17 protein-coding genes are annotated in these 17645 nt (G+C 64.2%); 16 read left to right on the top strand and 1 reads right to left on the bottom strand.

Annotated features, from left to right (window positions below):
• The first annotated feature begins 42 nt into the window (after positions 1-42).
• The 5 genes from J8I34_RS07830 (at position 43) to J8I34_RS07850 (ending at position 6304) form a co-directional block, all read left to right on the top strand.
• A complete protein-coding gene (locus J8I34_RS07830) occupies positions 43-801 on the top strand; it encodes a sulfite exporter TauE/SafE family protein (protein ID WP_209773927.1) in 759 nt (252 codons plus the stop codon).
• Between the two features lie 472 nt (positions 802-1273).
• Entirely contained in the window at positions 1274-2422 is a 1149-nt protein-coding gene (locus tag J8I34_RS07835; RefSeq protein WP_209773773.1) for an ABC transporter substrate-binding protein, read from the top strand.
• A gap of 216 nt (positions 2423-2638) precedes the next feature.
• Positions 2639-3691 (top strand): branched-chain amino acid ABC transporter permease, encoded by a 1053-nt coding sequence (locus J8I34_RS07840; protein ID WP_209805764.1) that lies wholly within the window; start codon positions 2639-2641, stop codon positions 3689-3691.
• A 3-nt stretch (positions 3692-3694) separates the two neighbouring features.
• Positions 3695-5539: a branched-chain amino acid ABC transporter ATP-binding protein/permease gene (locus J8I34_RS07845; RefSeq protein WP_051320419.1), complete on the top strand. Its 1845-nt coding sequence runs from the start codon at positions 3695-3697 to the stop codon at positions 5537-5539.
• Between the two features lie 21 nt (positions 5540-5560).
• Positions 5561-6304 carry an ABC transporter ATP-binding protein gene (locus J8I34_RS07850; protein WP_029046513.1) on the top strand — a complete coding sequence of 248 codons (744 nt, stop codon included), beginning with the start codon at positions 5561-5563 and terminating at the stop codon, positions 6302-6304.
• Between the two features lie 255 nt (positions 6305-6559).
• Here the strand turns inward: J8I34_RS07850 and J8I34_RS07855 are convergent, their stop codons facing one another.
• Positions 6560-7498: a LysR substrate-binding domain-containing protein gene (locus J8I34_RS07855; protein WP_209805765.1), complete on the bottom strand. Its 939-nt coding sequence runs from the start codon at positions 7496-7498 to the stop codon at positions 6560-6562.
• 176 nt (positions 7499-7674) lie between these two features.
• Here J8I34_RS07855 and J8I34_RS07860 point away from each other — a divergent pair, with 176 nt between their 5' ends.
• From J8I34_RS07860 to J8I34_RS07910, 11 genes are all read left to right on the top strand, one after another.
• Positions 7675-8667, top strand: a complete 993-nt coding sequence (locus J8I34_RS07860) for a Bug family tripartite tricarboxylate transporter substrate binding protein (protein ID WP_209773767.1) — start codon at positions 7675-7677, stop codon at positions 8665-8667.
• Positions 8668-8670: 3 nt separating this feature from the next.
• A complete protein-coding gene (locus J8I34_RS07865) occupies positions 8671-9540 on the top strand; it encodes an N-formylglutamate amidohydrolase (protein WP_209805766.1) in 870 nt (289 codons plus the stop codon).
• A 221-nt stretch (positions 9541-9761) separates the two neighbouring features.
• Positions 9762-11720, top strand: coding sequence for a tRNA uridine-5-carboxymethylaminomethyl(34) synthesis enzyme MnmG (mnmG, locus tag J8I34_RS07870; RefSeq protein ID WP_209805767.1), 1959 nt, complete (start codon positions 9762-9764; stop codon positions 11718-11720).
• Between the two features lie 21 nt (positions 11721-11741).
• Positions 11742-12443 carry a 16S rRNA (guanine(527)-N(7))-methyltransferase RsmG gene (gene rsmG, locus J8I34_RS07875; protein WP_232232361.1) on the top strand — a complete coding sequence of 234 codons (702 nt, stop codon included), beginning with the start codon at positions 11742-11744 and terminating at the stop codon, positions 12441-12443.
• Between the two features lie 85 nt (positions 12444-12528).
• The gene (locus J8I34_RS07880; RefSeq protein ID WP_209773764.1) at positions 12529-13302 is read left to right on the top strand and encodes a ParA family protein; all 774 of its coding nucleotides are present in this window, start codon (positions 12529-12531) and stop codon (positions 13300-13302) included.
• A 20-nt stretch (positions 13303-13322) separates the two neighbouring features.
• Positions 13323-14237: a ParB/RepB/Spo0J family partition protein gene (locus J8I34_RS07885; protein WP_029046520.1), complete on the top strand. Its 915-nt coding sequence runs from the start codon at positions 13323-13325 to the stop codon at positions 14235-14237.
• A 305-nt stretch (positions 14238-14542) separates the two neighbouring features.
• Positions 14543-15061: an ATP synthase subunit I gene (locus J8I34_RS07890; protein ID WP_209773761.1), complete on the top strand. Its 519-nt coding sequence runs from the start codon at positions 14543-14545 to the stop codon at positions 15059-15061.
• A 243-nt stretch (positions 15062-15304) separates the two neighbouring features.
• Positions 15305-16171 (top strand): F0F1 ATP synthase subunit A, encoded by an 867-nt coding sequence (gene atpB, locus J8I34_RS07895; protein ID WP_029046522.1) that lies wholly within the window; start codon positions 15305-15307, stop codon positions 16169-16171.
• Between the two features lie 88 nt (positions 16172-16259).
• The gene (gene atpE, locus J8I34_RS07900; protein ID WP_011299478.1) at positions 16260-16526 is read left to right on the top strand and encodes a F0F1 ATP synthase subunit C; all 267 of its coding nucleotides are present in this window, start codon (positions 16260-16262) and stop codon (positions 16524-16526) included.
• 99 nt (positions 16527-16625) lie between these two features.
• Positions 16626-17096: a F0F1 ATP synthase subunit B gene (locus J8I34_RS07905; RefSeq protein ID WP_029046523.1), complete on the top strand. Its 471-nt coding sequence runs from the start codon at positions 16626-16628 to the stop codon at positions 17094-17096.
• A 2-nt stretch (positions 17097-17098) separates the two neighbouring features.
• Positions 17099-17644, top strand: coding sequence for a F0F1 ATP synthase subunit delta (locus J8I34_RS07910; RefSeq protein ID WP_029046524.1), 546 nt, complete (start codon positions 17099-17101; stop codon positions 17642-17644).
• Position 17645: the final 1 nt, after the last annotated feature.

Genomic DNA, 17645 nt, shown 5'->3' on the forward strand with positions numbered 1-17645 from the left:
CCCGTCTTTTTCCTCCGCTTTCCTTTCCCCGTTCCTGCAATGATGGAGTTCGCATTCCTGGCGGTTGCCGCCTTTCTCGCCGGCACGATCGACGCGGTCGCCGGCGGCGGCGGCCTGGTCCAGATCCCGGCACTGTTCTCCGCCTATCCCGGCATGGCGCCGGCAACGCTGCTGGGGACCAACAAGGTAGGCTCGATCGCCGGCACCGCCAACGCCGCGCTGCGCTACGGCCGCAGCGTGCGCATCTACTGGGGCGCGACCGCGCCAGCGGTGGTGGCGGCCTTTGTCTTCTCGATGGCCGGCGCGTGGGCGCTGACCATGATCCCGGCCGAGCCGATGCGCAAGGCGCTGCCGTTCATCCTGGTGACGCTGCTGGTGTATACGCTGGCCAAGAAGGACCTGGGTGCGGAGCATGCGCCGACGCTGAAAGGCGGCCGGGAACGGTTCGCGGCGTTGCTTGCCGGCGCGGTGCTCGGCTTCTACGACGGCGTGTTTGGTCCCGGCACCGGCAGCTTCCTGATGATCGTATTCGTGCGCGTGTTCGGCTACGATTTCCTGCATGCCGCGGCGTCGACCAAGCTGGTCAACCTTGCCACCAACCTGGCGGCGTTGCTGCTGCTCGCCAGCAAGGGCCATATCTGGTGGCAGCTGGGGCTGGTGATGGCAGTGGCCAATGTCGCCGGCAGCCAGGTCGGCAGCCGGCTGGCGCTGCGCCATGGCAGCGCGTTCGTGCGCAAGGTGTTTATCGTGGTGGTAAGCGCGCTGATCCTGAAGACGGCATGGGATGCCTTTGCGCGCTGAGCAACTGAGCACAGTCTTGATGCGGGTTAATCCTGCTTTTCGCGTCAAGTCGCTGTGATAGACTCGATTCGCATTCCCGACCGCACGGTCGGCGAATGACAGAAGCGCCAATTCCGGGGGAAATGGGCCGGTTCGCCAGCGGCGAGCGGTTCTCGGCGTGGACGGGAAATGGGGAACGGTGTGTCATCGTTCCTGGCAGTAGCGCAGGTGCCGGCGATGTGCCTGCGCAGACCCGAGGGGTCGGCACAGGTCCACTGAACCGGATGAGATACGCACCCGCGGGGCTGCGCCTCAAGGCCGTATGCGTCGTTGCAAATGCTCGCAATAGCTTTGCTATTGCTGCGCTTTGCGCCTAGCCTACGACCTTGCTGCGCAGCCCCTCGGGCGCGATTCATCCGGTTCAGTGAACCCGGGCATCCGCCGGTGGACGCCGGACGGATGCCTTTTCGTTTCAGGAACCGAAGGAGACAAGATGGATTTCAAGCGCGCCAGCCTGCTGGCAATCGCGGCGGCCTGCCTGGCTGCCGGCGCCGCCCAGGCACAGGTCAAGGTCGGGGTCACGGTGTCGGCAACCGGGCCGGCGGCTTCGCTGGGTATTCCGGAGAAGAACACCTTCACGCTGATGCCGAAGGAAGTCGCGGGCAAGAAGATCGAGTACATCGTCCTGGACGACGCTTCCGACACCACCACCGCGGTCAAGAACACCCGCAAGCTGATCAGCGAAGACAAGGTCGACGTGGTGGTCGGTTCCACCGTGACGCCGAATTCGCTGGCCATGGTCGACGTGGTCGCCGAGAACGATACGCCGATGATCACCATGGCCGCCTCGGCCCGCATCATCGAGCCGATGGATGCCAAGCGCGCCTGGATCTTCAAGACGCCGCAGAATGACTCGCACATGGCCACCGCGATTGCCGAGCACATGGGCAACAACAACGTGAAGACGGTGGCCTTCATCGGCTTCGCGGACGCCTATGGCGACAGCTGGGCGCAGGAATTCGCCAAGGTGGCGGAGATGCGCAAGATCAAGGTGGTCGCCAACGAGCGCTTTGCCCGCACCGACACCTCGGTGACCGGCCAGGTGCTGAAGATGATGAGCGCCAACGCCGACGCCGTGCTGGTCGCAGGCTCGGGTACGCCCGCGGCGCTGCCCGCCAAGACGCTGAAGGAGCGTGGGTACAAGGGCAAGGTCTACCAGACTCACGGCGTTGCCAACGCCGACTTCCTGCGTGTGTGCGGCAAGGATTGCGAAGGCACGTTCCTGCCGGCCGGCCCGCTGCTGGTGGCGGAACAACTGCCCGACAGCAACCCGGTGAAGAAGCCGGCCATGGCCTACAAGACCGCCTACGAGAAGGCCTTCGGCGGCCAGGTTTCGACCTTCGGCGGCCATGCCTGGGATGCGGGCCTGATCCTGCAGCACGCCATCCCCGAGGCGCTCAAGAAGGGGCAGCCCGGCACCAAGGAATTCCGCAAGGCGCTGCGCGACGCCATGGAGCAGACCAGGAACCTGCCGGTGTCGCACGGCATCATGAACATGAGCACCACCGACCACCTCGGCTTTGACCAGCGCGCACGCGTGATGGTGCAGATCGTCGACGGCAAGTGGAAGCTGCTGAAATAAGCCGCCGCACTCACTTTCCCGAGTGACAGTGAAGCTGGGGTGAAGCAGGGCGCATGGGTGATGCCATGCGCTTTTTTTCTGCCTCACCGCCATACCTAGGGTTGCCGAGTATTTCCGCAATGGGCAACCCGTTTACCATTTCGTAAATCCCACCGCGCGCAGCACCCTGTCGGCCCCCTTCGAAGCAGGCAGGTATTTCAACGATACGGGGAGACAATGGACCTATCTATCGCCGCCATCCTGGCGCAGGACGGCATCACCTCGGGCGCGATCTACGCGCTGCTGGCACTGGCCCTGGTGCTGGTGTTCTCGGTGACGCGCGTCATCTTCATCCCGCAAGGGGAGTTCGTTGCCTACGGCGCGCTGACGCTGGCCGCGATGCAGGCCGGGCATGCGCCGCAGACCACCTGGCTGCTGCTGGCCATGGGCGCGCTGACGTTCGTCTATGAAACCGTGACCGTGCTGCGCAGCGCCGAGCTGCGGCGCACGCTGGGCCAGCGGCTGGCGGTGCTGGCCGGCAAGTACCTGGTGTTCCCGCTGGCGGTGCATTGGGTGGTCCAGCAATACGGCGCGCAGCCGCTGCCGATGCTGGCACAGATCGCGCTGACGCTGCTGGTCATCATCCCGCTCGGGCCGATGCTGTACCGCCTCGCTTACCAGCCGCTGGCCGAGGCCAGCACGCTGGTGCTGCTGATCGTATCGGTCGGGGTGCATTTTGCGCTGGTGGGACTGGGGCTGGTGATGTTCGGCGCCGAGGGCTCGCGCACCACGGCGTTCTCGGATACGCGCTTCGAAGTGGGCGCGCTCAGCGTCTCGGGCCAAAGCCTTTGGGTGGTGGGCGTGTCGGCGCTGCTGATCGGCGCGCTGTACTTCTACTTCGAGCGCACGCTGCAGGGCAAGGCGCTGCGCGCGACCGCGGTGAACCGGCTGGGCGCGCGCCTGGTCGGGATCGGCACCACGCAGGCGGGGCGGCTGTCGTTCACGCTGGCTGCGGCACTGGGCGCGCTGTGCGGCGTCCTGATCGCGCCGCTGACCACGGTGTATTACGAGTCGGGCTTCCTGGTGGGCCTGAAGGGCTTTGTCGGCGCCATCGTCGGCGGGCTGGTGAGCTATCCGGTCGCAGCATTGGGTGCGCTGCTGGTGGGCCTGCTCGAATCCTATTCGTCCTTCTGGGCCAGTGCGTTCAAGGAGGTCATCGTCTTCACACTGATCATTCCGGTGCTGCTGTGGCGCTCGCTGACGAGCAAGCATGTCGAGGAGGAGGAATAAGCCATGACCATGCTGACCGACAAGCAAGCGGCGGCCGTGACCGGCGCCGAGGCCGGCAGCCGCGCGCGGCTGAACCGCAACCGGCTGCTGGTGCTCGCCTTCATCGTCGTGCTGGCGTTGCTGCCGGTGCTGCCGACACCGGAATTCTGGATCACGCTGGGCAACTACATCGGCCTGTACAGCATCGTCGCGATCGGGCTGGTGCTGCTGACCGGCGTGGGCGGCATGACATCGTTCGGACAGGCCGCGTTCGTGGGGCTGGGCGCGTACAGCACCGCGTACCTGACCACGCAGTTCGGGCTGTCGCCGTGGTTCGGGCTGCTGGTGGGGCTGGTGATCACGGTAGCCTCGGCCTATGTGATCGGGCTGATCACCATGCGCATGTCCGGCCACTACCTGCCGCTGGCGACCATCGCGTGGGGCCTGTCGCTGTTCTTCCTGTTCGGCAACCTGGAGTTCCTGGGCAAGTACGACGGCATCAACGGCATCCCGGTGCTGTCGTTCTTCGGCATCGAACTGCAGTCGGGCCGCTCGATGTTCTACCTGATCTGGGCAGTGGTGCTGCTGGCCGTGCTGGCGATGCAGAACCTGCTGAATTCGCGCCCGGGCCGCGCCATCCGCGCGCTCAAGGGCGGCGGCGTGATGGCCGAGGCGATGGGCGTCAATACCGCGTGGATGAAAGTGGTGATCTTCGTCGTGGCGGCAATCCTGGCGTGCGTGTCGGGTTTCCTCTACGCGCACCTGCAGCGCGCGGTGAACCCGACGCCGTTCGGCCTGAACTACGGCATCGAGTATCTCTTCATGGCAGTGGTCGGCGGCGTTGGCCACGTGTGGGGCGCGGTATTGGGTGCCGGCATCCTGACCATCCTGAAGGACGTGCTGCAGGGCGTGCTGCCGAAGCTGCTCGGCGCCAATGGCAACTTCGAGATCATCGTTTTCGGCGTGCTGCTGGTACTGTTGCTGCAGTATGCGCGCGATGGCATCTGGCCATTCCTGCGCCGGCTGTTCCCGTCAGGCCCCGCGGTGCTAGCGCCGGCGCAGGCCGAAGCGCTGGCCGTGCGACGCAAGCCCGAGGCGGGCGAGCTGATCCTCGACGTGCGCGCCGCGCGCAAGGAGTTCGGCGGGCTGGTCGCGGTCAACGATGTCAGCTTCCAGGTGCGTGCGGGCGAGATCATCGGCCTGATCGGCCCCAATGGTGCCGGCAAGTCCACCACCTTCAACCTGGTGACGGGCGTGCTGCCGGTCACGCGTGGCGAGGTGCGCTATCGGGGCGAGGTAATCTCCGGCCTGCCGTCGCGCGAGATCGTCAAGCGCGGCATTGGCCGCACCTTCCAGCATGTGCACCTGCTGCCGACCATGACGGTGCTGGAGAACGTTGCCATCGGCGCGCACCTGCGCGGCGACTTCCGTGCGCAAGGCGGTGTCTCGGCGGCGATCCTGCGCATGAACAAGGCCGAGGAAGAGAAGCTGCTGTTCGAAGCGAAGCGGCAACTCGAACGCGTAGGCCTGGCCGACTGCATGTACATGGAAGCGGGCAGCCTGGCGCTGGGCCAGCAGCGCATCCTGGAGATCGCGCGCGCCCTGTGCTGCGACCCCGCGCTGCTGCTGCTCGACGAGCCGGCGGCCGGGCTGCGCTACAAGGAGAAGCAGGCGCTGGCGGACCTGCTGCGCAAGCTCAAGGGCGAAGGCATGAGCGTGCTGCTGGTCGAGCACGACATGGACTTCGTGATGAACCTGACCGACCGGCTGGTGGTGATGGAGTTCGGCACGCGCATCGCCGAGGGCGTGCCCGAGGAAGTGCAGAAGAACCCGGCGGTGCTGGAAGCCTACCTCGGTGGCGTGGAGTAACGGAGCGACAGAGAAAGCGACATGAGCCTGATTCTGGAAGTGAAGGACCTCCACGTCCGCTACGGCAAGGTGGAAGCGGTACACGGCGCCAACCTGAAGGTGGAAGCCGGCAAGATCGTGACGGTGATCGGCCCGAATGGCGCCGGCAAGTCCACGATGCTCAATGCGATCATGGGGGCGCTGCCGGTCAATGGCTCGGCGAGCGGCGCGGTCAGCTATCTTGGCCACGACATGGCGGGCATCCCGGTGGAGGGCCGCGTCGCGCGCGGCATGTGCCTGGTGCCGGAGAAGCGCGAGCTGTTCGCATCGATGACGGTGGAGGACAACCTGTTGCTCGGCGCGTTCCGCCGCAAGCGTGCCGGCGAGAAGAACTACCTGGACCAGATGGATGTGGTCTACGACTTGTTCCCGCGCCTGCGCGAGCGTGCGCGCCAGGATGCCGGGACGCTGTCAGGCGGCGAGCGCCAGATGCTGGCGGTGGGCCGGGCATTGATGGCCAAGCCGCAACTGCTGATGCTGGACGAGCCCAGCCTCGGGCTGGCGCCGTTGATCGTCAGGGAGATCTTCCACATCATCAGCAACCTGCGTCAGACCGGCGTGGCCACGCTGCTGATCGAGCAGAACGCGCGGGCGGCGCTGCAGGTGGCGGACTACGGCTATGTGATCGAGACCGGGGATATGTCGATGGAGGGGCCGGCAGGCGATCTGGCGGCCAACCCCAAGGTGATCGAAACGTATCTTGGATTGGCGAAAAAGGCCGCTTAATCCATAAGGATGATAGCCAGACGAATGAGGGCTCGCCTAGGCGAGCCCTTTTTCATTTCTCGTGTGAATAACTTTGGGGATAAGTGGTTTTGGAGGCCTGTTTTTTGACTTCCAGGGGCATAGCGCAGGGTTGGGTACACTTTGATTCGCTTGACGAATTAATCTCCCGTGAATGTCACTCAAGCTATCTATTTCTTCGATTGTCTCGGCCTAATTATTCGGTAGGTGAATTTATTTTTATAATTTCAGCGCCGTTTAGTTTTCGTGGGAATGTTTTTGAGTGTCTTGGATAGCTTCTTGCTGCGCGGTCTCCAACAGCCAATCGCGAAATCGGTTTAACGCCGGATGGTCACGGCGCTCACGCGGTGCGCACAAGAAATAGCCCCGTTGCAACGAAATCGGCAAATCAAACGGCGCAAAAACACGTCCCGCAGCAATTTCGTCTCTGACGAGGCATCGCTGCAACACCGCGACCCCCATGTCGGCGCGAACAGCCTGGATCAGGATCGACACCTGGTCGAACGCTGTGGATAACATCGGCGCAGCGGTGGGTACGCCGGCAGCTCGCAGCCAGTTTTGCCAGTTGGCCGGCGCTGACGTGTGATAGAGCAGGGGCTCCTGCAACAACTCCGCCGGCGTCTGCCAGCGGCCGGCCTCGCGGCGAGCGCGGGCGCGGTCCGGATGGCAGACCGGCACCATTTCACGCCCGATCACGTAGTCGGCCTGCAGGCCCGGCCACTTGTCTGCTTCGCCTGCCAGGATGGCGGCGTCAGGTGTGGCGCCCGAGAGATCCTCGTCGCGCTGGTAGGGAACGAAGTCGAGATGGATTTCCGGATGGCGCCGATGAAAGTCCGGCAGGCGCGGCACCAGCCATACGCTGGCCAGCGTCGGCACGACCGACAGTGTCAGGCGGTGGCGGCGGTCGCCAGCGAGCAGGGCCGCGCTGGCGTTCTCGATCGCGGCCAGCGGTTCGGCCACGGCATCGAGCAATTTCCGGCCGGCATCGGTCAACACGAGCCGATGTGCATTGCGCTGGAGGAGCGGCTGGCCGAAGTGTTCCTCCAGCCGGGCGATCGCCCGACTGATCGCACCCTGGGTGACGCACAGCGTGTCCGCGGCACGGGTGAAGCTGCCCAGCTTTGCCGCGGCGGCAAAGGCATGCAACTCGGACATCGACGGGGAACGCAGCCGCATGGCGCAGGTACAGCGTAGAAAAGGGGAGGGCAGAACCTGCGGCGTGCCATTGCTTTACGGGGCGCGGACAGGATGATCTTTGGTAATGCAAACGTGCAATATAGTCGTTTGTGCGCAACCGGTAAACGGCCGACACTCGCTCGGTTCCTTCGCATAAAACAACAGGAGAAAGCCTCATGAACCGAGCCACGATGACGCGCCGCCAACTGATGCTGTCGGGCGCCGCAGCCGCCACGCTGGTGTTCGCCGGCAGCGCCTTCGCGCAGGCCAACTATCCGACCCGCCCGATCCGTTTGATCGTGCCCTTTGCCGCAGGCGGTTCGACGGACCTGTCGGCGCGCCTGGTGGCCGAATTCGCCGGCCGCGAGCTGGGCCAGTCCATCGTGGTCGAGAACAAGGGCGGCGCCGGCGGTTCGCTTGGCATGGAGCAGGTGGCCGGCTCGGCGCCGGACGGCTACACCATCGGCATGGCCACGGTCAGCACGCACGGCTCCAACCCGGCTGTGTACCCGAGGCTGAAGTACGACCCGATCAAGGACTTCGCGCCGGTGACCAATGTGGTCGCCATTCCCAGCGTGTTTGCCGTGCACCCGAGCGTGCCGGCCAAGACCATGCAGGAGTTCATCGCGCTGGCCAAGGCCAACCCGGGCAAGTACAGCTTTGCCTCGCCGGGTGCCGGCTCGCTCGGCCACGTCAACATCGAGAACTTCATGATGCTGGCCAAGATCGACCTGCTGCACGTGCCGTACAAGGGTGCGGGCCTGGCGCTGAATGACGCCGTGGCAGGGCAGGTCAATGCCATCACCGACAACCTGTCGTCGACGCTGCCCCACGTGAAATCGGGCAAGCTGCGCGCGCTGGCAGTGCTGGGCGCGTCGCGCTCGGCACAGCTGCCGAACGTGCCGACGTATGCCGAGCTGGGCTTCAAGGACATGGGCGAAGGGGGCTGGTTCGGCATCGTTGCTCCGGCCGGGACGCCGCCGGCGATCATCGCCAAGCTGAACCAGGCCATCCACAAGGCGATGCAGAACCCCGAGTTCAAGCGCAAGGTGGACGAGTCCGGCGGCACGCTGGTGCCGACCACGCCGGAGCAGTTCAAGGCGCAGATCCAGCAAGCGATGGCGCGCTATGCTCGCGTGGCCAAGGCCGCCGAGATCAAGCTGGACTGAAGCATGGCTGAAGCGAATAACCAGGGCGCGCTGCCGCCGGTCATCGTGCGGCTGCCGGAAGGGGAGGCGCTGCCGCTGGTCTGCGACTCGCCGCATAGCGGCACCGAATACCCGGAGGATTTCGGCGCGGCGATCCCGACTGCGCGGCTGCGCGGCGGCGAAGACACGCACGTCGATGCGCTGTGGGCCGCGGTGCCGGCCGTCGGCGGCACGCTGTTGGCAGCGACGTTTCCACGGGTCTATATCGACCCGAACCGGATGGCCGACGATATCGATCCGGACCAGCTGGACGGCCCATGGCCCACGGCGCTGGCGCCGGGGCCGAAGACCAGGCTGGGCTTCGGCCTGGTCTGGAGCCGAGTCGACGCGAACACGCCGATCTACGATCGGCGCCTGCCGGTGGCGGAAGTGCAGGGGCGGCTGGACCGCTACTACCATCCGTACCACGCGGCGCTCGCCGAGGCCGTGGAGGGCGCATACCGACGCTTTGGAGCGGTCTGGCATCTGAACCTGCACTCGATGCCGAACAACGCTTACGAGCGCCTGAAGATCGCCAGCGCGCACCCGCTGGCGGACTTCGTGCTTGGAGACCGGGACGGTACCACCTGCGAGCCGGGACTGGTCGACTTGGTGGAACGCGAATTGCGCGGCATGGGCTACACGGTGGCGCGCAACGACCCGTACAAGGGCGTCCAGTTGATCGCCCAGATCGGGCGGCCAACCGAGCGGCGCAGCAGCCTGCAGATCGAGATCCGCCGGCCGCTCTATATGGACGAGGCGACGCGGGAGCGGAATGCCGGGTTCGATACCTTGCAGCGCGACCTTGGCAAGGTGACGGGGCAGGTGGCCGCGTATATCCGCGCCAGCCTTTGAGCAGTTGGTTCCACGTGAAACATTGGCCGGGCCTTGTGCCCGGCCTTTTTGTTTCACGTGGAACATTGCGGCATCTCAGACGTCGCTTGCCGGCCACGGCCAGGTAGCGTCCGCGCCATGTTTCACGTGAAACATGTTGGCAGCCGAAAAGCCACCAGTCGAATGCCGCTATAATTTCGCATTCCCGTATTTTCCCGCCAGCCTCCCGGAGGAGGTGTCCCATGCTTTACCCAAAAGAATTCGATGTCATTGTCGTCGGTGGTGGTCACGCCGGCACTGAAGCAGCACTCGCCGCCGCCCGCATGGGCTGCCAGACGCTGCTGCTGACCCACAACATCGAGACGCTGGGCCAGATGAGCTGCAATCCGTCCATCGGCGGTATCGGCAAGGGGCACCTGGTCAAGGAAGTGGATGCGATGGGCGGCGCCATGGCGGCCGCCACGGATGAGGCCGGCATCCAGTTCCGCATCCTCAACTCCAGCAAGGGGCCGGCGGTGCGCGCCACGCGCGCGCAAGCGGATCGGGTGCTGTACCGTAAGGCGATTCGTACCCGCCTGGAAAACCAGCCCAACCTGATGCTGTTCCAGCAGGCAGTGGATGACCTGATGGTCGAGGGCGATCGCGTCGTTGGCGCCATGACGCAGGTAGGCATTGCCTTCCGTGGGCGGGCGGTGGTGTTGACTGCGGGCACCTTTCTGGACGGCAAGATCCACGTCGGCCTCGACAACTACACCGGCGGCCGCGCTGGCGATCCGGCGGCGGTATCGCTGTCGGCGCGCCTGAAGGAACTGAAGCTGCCGCAGGGCCGCCTGAAGACCGGTACGCCGCCGCGCATCGACGGCCGTACCATCGACTTCTCGGTGATGGAAGAACAGCCAGGCGACCTGGATCCGGTGCCGGTATTCTCGTTCCTGGGCCATCCGGAGCAGCATCCGCAGCAGTTGCCTTGCTGGATCACCCATACCAACAGCCGTACCCACGACATCATCCGTGGCGGTCTCGACCGTTCGCCGATGTACACCGGTGTGATCGAAGGGGTAGGGCCGCGCTACTGCCCGAGCATCGAGGACAAGATCCATCGCTTTGCCAGCAAGGAAAGCCACCAGATTTTCCTGGAGCCGGAAGGGCTGACCACCAACGAGTTCTACCCGAACGGGATCTCGACCAGCCTGCCGTTCGACGTGCAGCTGGAGCTGGTGCATTCGATCCGCGGTCTGGAGAACGCGCATATCCTGCGCCCCGGTTACGCCATCGAGTACGACTACTTCGATCCGCGCGGCCTGAAATCATCCCTCGAGAGCAAGGCGATCCGCGGCCTGTTTTTTGCTGGCCAGATCAATGGCACCACCGGCTATGAAGAAGCCGCCGCGCAAGGCCTGCTGGCCGGCATCAACGCTGGTTGCTATGTGCGGGAACGCGATGCCTGGACGCCTCGCCGCGACCAGGCCTACCTGGGCGTGCTGGTCGATGACCTGATCACGCGCGGCGTGACCGAGCCGTACCGCATGTTCACTAGCCGGGCGGAATTCCGCCTGAGCCTGCGCGAGGACAACGCCGACATGCGGCTGACGGAGGTTGGCCGTGAGCTGGGTGTCGTCGACGATGCGCGCTGGGATGCCTTCAACCGCAAGCGCGACACTGTTTCACGTGAAACAGAGCGCCTGAAGAGCACGTGGGTCAACCCGGCCATGTTGCCCCCGGAAGACGCCGTGCCGCTACTGGGCAAGCCGATCGAGCGTGAGTACAGCCTGGCCGACTTGCTGCGTCGGCCGGAAGTCCGCTATGAGTCGCTGATGGCGCTGCAGGGTGGCCGCCATGCGCCCGAAACACCGCTCGACGCCGATGCGATGTTGGCCGACCAGATCCGTGAGCAGATCGAGATCGGCATCAAATACCACGGCTATATCGCTCGCCAGGCAGCCGAAGTCGACAAGCTGGAGGCCAATGAATCGACGCGCCTGCCTGAGAACCTGGATTACACCGAGGTACGCGGGTTGGGCTTCGAAGTCAGCCAGAAGCTGAACCAGCACCGTCCGGAAACGCTGGGCCAGGCTTCCCGCATCTCGGGCGTGACCCCGGCGGCCATCTCGCTGCTGCTGGTACACCTGAAGAAGAAGGGGCTCGGACGTGCGCGCGCCGAGTCGGCTGCCGCCGGCGGCACCTCGGAAGAGGCGGCCTGAGTGGCGGGCGCTCGACACACCGTGACTGACGACGCTACGCAGCGTCGTCGCCTCGAAGCCGGTCTCGCCGAGATCGGGCTGGTACTGGCACCGGCACAGATCAACAAGCTGTTCGACTACCTCGCACTGCTGCGCAAGTGGAACGGCGTCTATAACCTGACCGCGATCCGCCATCCCGATGAGATGCTTACGCATCACATGCTGGATTCGCTCGCGGCAGTGCCCGCTTTGGCCGCAGCCGCGCGTTCTGCAGAGGTAGGTACGCCCGCGCGGGGCAGGGTGTTGGATGTTGGCTCGGGCGGCGGCATGCCCGGGCTGCCGCTGGCAATCGCGTGTCCCGACGTATCGGTGCTGATGGTCGATATCGTGCAGAAGAAGACCGCCTTCCTGACCCAGTGCCGCGCCCAGCTTGGACTGGCAAATGCCGCGGCGCACTGGGGGCCGGTGGAAAAGCTGGAAGACACGGATGGCTTTGCCGTGATTACGTCGCGTGCCTTTGCCGAACTGACCGACTTCGTGAACCTGTCGGGGCAGCTGCTCGCGCCGCACGGCAAGCTGATCGCCATGAAGGGCGTTTATCCACAGGCCGAGCTGGACCGGCTGGAAGCGGCAGGACTGATGGCCCAGTGGCAAGTCGACGAAGTGCCGCGCCTTAGTGTGCCGGGACTGGACGCTGAGCGCCACCTGGTGGTGCTGTCGCGGCGCGCAGGCGCGCACGCATGATTTACGCCGTGGCGCTGCAAACAGCGCCGCGAACTGCCGGCCACGAGGCTGGCCGGATGATTTGAAGCAGGAGCCTCAGGAGCATATGGCCAAGGTATTCGTGATTGCAAACCAGAAGGGCGGGGTGGGCAAGACCACCACCACGGTGAACCTCGCCGCCGGCCTGGCCGCGCAGGACCAGCGCGTGCTGCTGGTCGACCTGGATCCGCAGGGCAATGCCTCGATGGGTTCGGGCATCGACAAGCAGGCGCTGGAACATAGCGTGTACCAGGTGCTGGTTGGCCTGGCCAGCATCCCGCAGGCGCGCCAGAAATCCGAGACCGGCAGGTACGACGTACTGCCGGCCAACCGCGAGCTGGCCGGTGCCGAAGTCGAACTGGTCGAGCTCGAGCATCGCGAGCGCAGGCTCAGGCAGGCCATCGATGAAGTCGAGGGTGAGTACGACTTTGTGCTGATCGATTGCCCGCCGTCGCTGTCGCTGCTGACGCTGAACGGGCTGTGCGCGGCGCACGGGGTGATCGTGCCGATGCAGTGCGAATACTTCGCGCTCGAAGGACTGTCCGACCTCGTCAACACCATCAAGCAGGTGCACGCCAACCTGAACCGCGAGCTCAAGGTGATCGGGCTGCTGCGCGTGATGTTCGACCCGCGCGTCACGCTGCAGCAGCAGGTGTCGGCGCAGCTCGAATCGCACTTCGGTGACAAGGTGTTCAAGACCATGATTCCGCGCAACGTGCGCCTCGCCGAGGCACCGTCCTATGGCATGCCGGGCGTTGCATTCGATCCGTCATCCAAGGGCGCCAAGGCGTACCTGGACTTTGGCGCCGAGATGATCGCGCGCGTCAGGCAGCTGGGCTGAAGCTGAAGGAGGCATCGACCATGAGTACCGCAAAGACGCCGGCAAAGAAGAAAGGCCTGGGCCGTGGCCTGGAAGCGTTGCTGGGCGGTCCCGCCGAGATCGTCGAGACCGCGAAGCAGGAGGGCGCGCCCAGCGTGTTGCACGTGGACCAGTTGCAGCCGGGCAAGTACCAGCCGCGTACGCGCATGGACGAAGGCGCGCTGCAGGAGCTGGCGGCGAGCATCCGCGCGCAGGGCCTGATGCAGCCGATCCTGGTGCGGCGCGTGGCCGAGCCCGATCGCTACGAGATCATTGCGGGCGAACGCCGTTACCGCGCGTCGAAGATCGCTGGCCTCGATAAGGTGCCGGTGCTGGTCAAGGACGTGGCCGACGAAGCCGCGGCCGCGATGGCGCTGATCGAGAACATTCAGCGTGAAGACCTGAATCCGCTGGAAGAAGCGCAGGGCATCATGCGCCTGATCCGCGAGTTCAAATTTACGCACGAGCAGGCCGCCGAGTCGGTGGGCCGCTCGCGCAGTGCGGTGTCCAACCTGCTGCGCCTGCTGAACCTCGCGGCGCCGGTGCAGACCATGCTGATGGCGGGCGATCTGGACATGGGTCACGCGCGCGCGCTGCTCGCCGTCGACGGTGCCAACCAGATCACGCTGGCGAACCAGGTCGTCAACAAGCGGCTGTCGGTGCGCGAGACCGAAAAGCTGGTGGCGTCCACCCTCAAGCCGTTCGACCTGAAGTCGCTCAAGCAAAAGGGCGTCAACAATATCCGCGACGTGGCGCGGCTGGAAGAAGAGTTGTCCGATGCGCTGGGACTATCGGTGCAGATCAAGCTGGGAGCGCGCGGCAAGGGCCAGCTCACCATCCACTTCAGCAACAACGATGCGCTCGAGGGCGTGCTCGTGCGCCTGCGCGAGTCCCGCGAAGGGCAACAGGCAGCCTGAAATAGCGGGCGATAACCGGCCATTGCAAGGGTAACTGTTGCATCGATGCAGCAGTGGCCGGTCCGATTATCGGTATACGTGTGGCGTACCGGGTAATCCACCATCATGCGCGGGGTCCGCTGCGCAATCCAATTACGTCAGACATCATTGCCGCGCAATTTTTGGAAAGCCATCATGCACTCGTGATGGCAACCGTTGTGCGCAACGCACTGCAAGCTAACTGTAAGCAGATTGACGCGAATCAGTAGTTCCCCTTAAAATCGTGCGGTTTGAATTCTGGTCTGGCCGAAAAGTTCCGGCCTGGAATGAGGCAGCAGGTAGTGGTTCGAGAACGTCAGCAGCGCAGCGCTGGTTCCCGTCAGGAAGATGACTGGGACGACTGGAAAGAAGGCGCAGACCGCGAAGAGGAAGCTGTCGATCCGCTATCGCACGCCGATGCGGTGAAGCTGTTTGGCGAACGCGCGCTGCGTCCTTCGCGCATGACCCCGGGCAAGGTTGTCCTGGCGCAGGTGATCGTTTCCCTGCTGTCGGCATTGTGCTGGGCGTTGTTCGGGGAAGAGGCGGGGCCGTACGGCTGGTCAGCGTTGTTCGGCGGCATGGTGTGCTTCGTGCCGAGCGGATTCTTCGCATTCCGGCTGTGGGTAGCGCGGGATCGTGCATCGGTCGGCGGGCTGGTCCTCGGCGAGGCGATCAAGGTGTTCGCCACCGTGGCCATGCTGGTGCTGGTGGTGGTGCTGTACCGGGATCTGCGTTGGGTACCGATGCTGGTCACGTTCCTGCTGGCGCTAAAGACGTACTGGGTGGTGGCCCTCGCGATGCGCTAGGCTGCTGCACAAAACAGGTGCTTCATCCGGAGGTGGGGCACCGAAACGGAATATCAAGATGTTTCCGTGGCGGTTTCACCGTGATTTCACAGCGGTGACACCGGACACGGTCAAGGTTGGAAACCCGCTTGCATCGCGGTGACCGGCGAATCCGCCGAAGGCAATGCAAGACGCGTACCGGGTGCCGCACAGGAGTAGCGGCGCGCGGCCCGAAGATTTCGCAATATACCGTTCGATTCGACAATGGCAGAAGCTACCCAAAGCGCGGAACACGTGCTGACACCCTCCGGCTATATCGCCGAACACTTGCAGAACTTGAACTCGGTCGGCGGCAAGCAGGCGTCGGTGGTCGATTTCTCCGTGATCAACTATGACACGGTGTTCTGGTCGGTCCTGTGCGGCGCCATCGCCGTGCTGTTCCTGTATGCCGCCGCGCGCCGCGTCACCTCGGGCGTGCCGGGCCGCTTCCAGGCCTTCGTTGAAATGATCGTCGAGATGGTCGACGACCAGGCCAAGGGCATCATCCACGGCGATCGCTCGTGGATCGCTCCGCTGGCACTGATGGTGTTCTGCTGGATCACCATGATGAACGCGATCGACTTGATCCCGGTGGACTGGGTCACCGGCCTGAATCATGTCCTGGGCATCTTCCACATCCATCTGCCGCACCACCGCGCGGTGGCCACGGCTGACCTGAACGGCACGCTGGGCATGTCCTCCGCCGTGCTGTTGCTGATGATTTACTACAGCTTCAAGATCAAGGGCGCGGGCGGCTTCATGCACGAACTGTTCTCGGCCCCGTTCGGCGCCAAGTGGTACCTGGCCCCGTTCAACCTGGTCCTGAACATCATCGAATTCCTGGCCAAGGCCGTTTCGCTCGGCATGCGGTTGTTCGGCAACATGTACGCCGGCGAACTCGTGTTCCTGCTGATCGCGCTGCTGGGCTCCATCTGGACGTTCAGTGCCGACCTGTCGGCGCTGGGCTTTGTCGGCCACGTCGTTGCCGGCGCAGTCTGGGCGATCTTCCACATCCTGATCGTGCTGCTGCAGGCGTTCATTTTCATGATGCTGACGCTGGTGTATATCGGCCAGGCTCACGATCACCACTGATCGCCATCGATCAGCGCAGGTTCAAGGTTCTAGGTTTTTAGTTTTTTGGTTTTTTGGTTCTAAGTCTCTCTAAATTAAAGGAGTCATCATGCAAGCATTTCTCGCCAACATCCAGGGTCTGACCGCCATCGGTATCGGCATCATCATCGGCCTGGGCGCTATCGGCGCCTGCCTGGGTATCGCACTGATGGGTGGCAAGTACATCGAAGCCTGCGCACGTCAGCCCGAGCTGATGAACCCGCTGCAGACCAAGATGTTCCTGCTGGCCGGCCTGATCGACGCTGCATTCCTGATCGGCGTGGGCGTGGCAATGCTGTTCGCCTTCGCCAACCCGCTGCTGGCTGTCATTCAGTAATTCTTTTCGGTCTGCATGATGCTGACGGGCGGCGCGGGCCACCAGCCTGGCCGCCTTTTGTGCATTTATCTGTAGTTTGATTACCGAAAGGAACACACCATGAATCTGAACGCAACGTTTTTTGCGCAGATGGTCGTGTTCTTCATCCTGTGGTGGGTTGTTGCCAAATTCATTTGGCCGCCGCTGGTGAAGGCGCTCGACGAACGCGCAACGAAGATCGCCGATGGCCTCGCCGCTGCCGAGAAGGGCAAGGCCGAGCTCGAACTCGCCAACAAGCGTGTGGACCAGGCCATGGCCGAAGCCCGCACCGAAGGCGCTCAACGCGTCGCTGACGCCGAGAAGCGCGCTCAGCTGACTGCCGACGAGATCAAGCAGAACGCCCAGGCAGAAGCCGCACGCATCATTGCCCAGGCCAAGGCCGACGCCGAACAGCAGGTTACCCGCGCGCGCGAAGAACTGCGCGACCAGGTCGCCGTGCTGGCCGTCAAGGGTGCCGAGCAGATCCTCAAGCGTGAAGTGAACGCGCAGGTCCACAGCGATCTGCTCAATCAACTCAAGGCTGAGCTCTAATCATGGCTGAAACCGCAACCATTGCCCGTCCCTACGCTGAGGCGCTGTTCCGCGTCGCCAGTGAATCGAGCGCAGGCAACCTGGGTGCATGGTCCGAGCTGGTGTCGGAAATGGGGCAAGTTGCCGCCAATGCCGACATGAAGGCGGTCGCCGACGATCCGAACGTTCCCGGCGACAAGCTGGCCGAACTGTTCCTGTCGGTGCTGAAGTCCCCGGTCAGCGACGAGGCACGCCGCTTCGTCAAGCTGCTGGTGGAGAACGGCCGCCTGACGGTGATGCCTGACATCGCCGAACAGTTCCATGCGCTCAAGAACGCCCGCGAAGGGTCGTCCGACGTTGAGATCACCAGCGCATTCCCGCTGGAAGATGGTCAGCTGAACGACCTGGTCGCCGCACTCGAACGCAAGTTCGGCCGCAAGCTGTACGCGCAGGTGGCGGTGGACCCGTCCCTGATCGGCGGCGTCAGCGTCAAGGTTGGCGACGAAGTGCTCGACACCTCCGTGCGTGCGCGCCTGGCAGCCATGCAAACCGCGCTGACCGCCGCCTGAG

The sequence above is a fragment of the Cupriavidus phytohabitans genome (genome assembly GCF_017815025.1).
Lineage (GTDB): Bacteria > Pseudomonadota > Gammaproteobacteria > Burkholderiales > Burkholderiaceae > Cupriavidus.